This window comes from Ruminobacter sp. RM87 (assembly GCF_000701925.1).
Taxonomy (GTDB): Bacteria; Pseudomonadota; Gammaproteobacteria; order Enterobacterales; family Succinivibrionaceae; genus Ruminobacter; species Ruminobacter amylophilus.
In genome coordinates this window covers 1-2,602 of sequence record NZ_JNKD01000103.1, presented here as the reverse complement: position 1 = coordinate 2,602, position 2,602 = coordinate 1, and the positions used below count along the sequence as shown (strand labels likewise).

Annotated in this window: 1 protein-coding gene; it reads right to left on the bottom strand. The window is 39.2% G+C overall.

Annotation, left to right across the window (positions count from 1 at the left end; all coding sequences use genetic code 11):
- Positions 1-185: 185 nt before the first annotated feature.
- Complete coding sequence (locus tag T489_RS0112135) at positions 186-2,372, bottom strand: alpha-amylase (RefSeq protein WP_031580276.1); 2,187 nt, start codon at positions 2,370-2,372, stop codon at positions 186-188.
- Positions 2,373-2,602: the final 230 nt, after the last annotated feature.

Here is a 2,602-nt window from a genome sequence, read left to right as displayed (position 1 = left end):
TGTGTTTTAGTCATAAGATTATCTCCGTAAAATACGGTGACATCTTAAAGCGTTGTTTTTGAAAAATGAATAACCCTTGTTGCGTACACGCTTACCATAGATCTCATAGTATAAAATATCCAATAAAAAATCTCCTGTTCATTGCCTGAACAGGAGATTTTAATTATCTGAACAAATACCTGACGTTAGTCTTTTCTACCAGCAGATACTATTACAACCTTATCACTTCCAGTATTTCTCATGAAAGTATATGGAGACTTGGAAAGTGTAGTATGCTTACCGCTGGCAACAGCAGGATGCTTCAAACGGAAATTACCAAGAATTGACCAGTGATTTACCAGATCCTTGTACTCAGGCTTATCAAGGTCACCCCAGTTCATATCAGAACGCAAAGCCTGATCGATATAACCGCCATCCTTCATCAGATCTCTACCGGATTCGTCGCCATAGTAGAGCTGAACCTGACCAGGAAGCATCATGAAGCTGTTTGCAGCACGCTTCTGTAATGCAAAATCCTTATAATCGCCAAAGAAAAGCTTGGTATCATGAGATGAAATATAAGACATAGCATTGAAGCCAGGATCACTGCTAATCATTCTTGCATATTTTGAATAAACGTCATCAGCTGTCTTCATACACTGTGAATAAGACATTGATTCTCTCTGATAGTCAAAGTTGATAATACTTGAGAAGCCGTTGTCATACCAGAGGTCCTTTGCAACACCGTGATCCCACACTTCGCCAACCATGAAGAATGGTAAATCATCAAGCTTCTTTGACGGATTTTCAGCTTTCCATTCCTTTAAAGCCTTTACGGCAGATTCATTTAACTTCTTCCATGCAATCGGATCAACATGTTTTACAGTATCACATCTAAAACCGTCAATACCGAACTTTCTTACGTAATAAGTATGCCAACTTACCAGATAATCTACTATGGTTGCATTTGGCAAATCAACTGCCTTGGTATCTTTTTTATGCTTTAAGAAATAAGGCAGAGACACAGCTTTGTTGCTTTCCGTCAGGAAATCAGGAAGACCGCCTACAGCCATATCAGCGTCACCGACACCTGGTTCAGGATATCCAGGCAAACCTGCACGAACCCAATCAGGACCCCACCACTTCTTCCAATCCTTGGTCTTGGTGTTTATAAATGCGTTGATACTGCTCCAGGTACCGTACATGCCAACAGGTTTGAAATCTGAATAATCTTTTGGCAACTCATCTTTTTTGTTCACAAGTTCTGGCAAATCAAGGTCCTGAAGATCCTTTAAGGTTGCATGACCACCATGATTCATAACCACGTCAACAAGAACTCTGATGCCTCTCTTATGAGCTTCATCAATAAACTCCTGGAAATCAGCCTCAGAACCAAGATTCTTATCTATATTCGTAAAGTCCATAGCCCAATAACCATGGTATGCATAGAATGGGAATGACTGTTCGACACCACCGCCCACAAAGCCATGTGACTGTTCAACAATCGGTGTCACCCAGATAGCATTAATACCCAGCTTCTTGAGATAATCAAGTTTTGCGGTAATACCCTTAAAGTCACCGCCGTGCCATGTACCGATTTCATCTTCACCATCAAACTTTCTTCCATATGAATGGTCGTTTGACTTATCTCCATTGTTGAAACGGTCAGTCAGCATGAAATAAACATTGGCATTATCCCATGAGAAAGCAGGAGTTGCCTTATCTTTGGCTTCTTCAAGGAGAAGAATACCTTCACTGGCAGGGGAAGGAGTCATGGTTACCTTACCGTTTTTAACTGTAGCAGTCTGGCCGGTATAAGCATCTCTTACTACAGTTCCATTCTTCCATGCCTTGGATACATTCGCTGTAATAGCCTGACCATTCCACTTATCGCAGTCTACTGCAGGAGGCTGACGTTTAACTTCAACTTTCTTAGTTCCTCTCAAAATACTGAGAGTTGGAACATCCTTGGTATAATTAAGGGTAAAGTCATAGGTACTTGGGAGGAGAACCTTAAGCTCAAATTCTCCCTTAGCACAGTTTGACATCTGAGTTGCAGTACCAAATGAAATACGGGCATCAGCATCTGGTCCAAAAGTAGTACCACAGGTCAGACCTGAATCACCAAGTTTAATCTTATAGGTACCTTTTTCGAGAGCTACAGAAGCCTTATAGACATTATTCTTTTCATGAAGTTTAAACTGACTGGCAGATCCTGCATTGACGCCATTGAGATAAATATAAACAGGCTTGTTTTCAAGCTTGCCAGATAAAACGGTCTGCTCTTTTGCTTGTTTTGTTACCGTGCCTTTGCCTACTGAGTTATCACTGTTACAGCCAAAAGTTGCAACTGATACAGCTACAGCTAGAGCTGATAATAAAAATTTGTTCATAAATATCCCTCAAAATTTCATGATCGAAAATAAATTTATAAAACTAAATAAGATAGATTGTAAATTATTATTTCTAAATAGTCTGTTATATTCAATATAAAGAGTGATTAATAACAAAAAACCACCTTAAAGGTGCCGAAACTTTGCTGTTTTAAACATATACGAAAAATAATTTTATGGAAGTTATAGAAAACACGAGACTTCCATAATTTTTTGCAGTATAATATAAA

What these genes read in the sequence shown, in the direction of transcription:
- T489_RS0112135 (WP_031580276.1), bottom strand. Translation starts at nt 2,372, where the DNA reads ATGAACAAATTTTTATTATCAGCTCTAGCTGTAGCTGTATCAGTTGCA.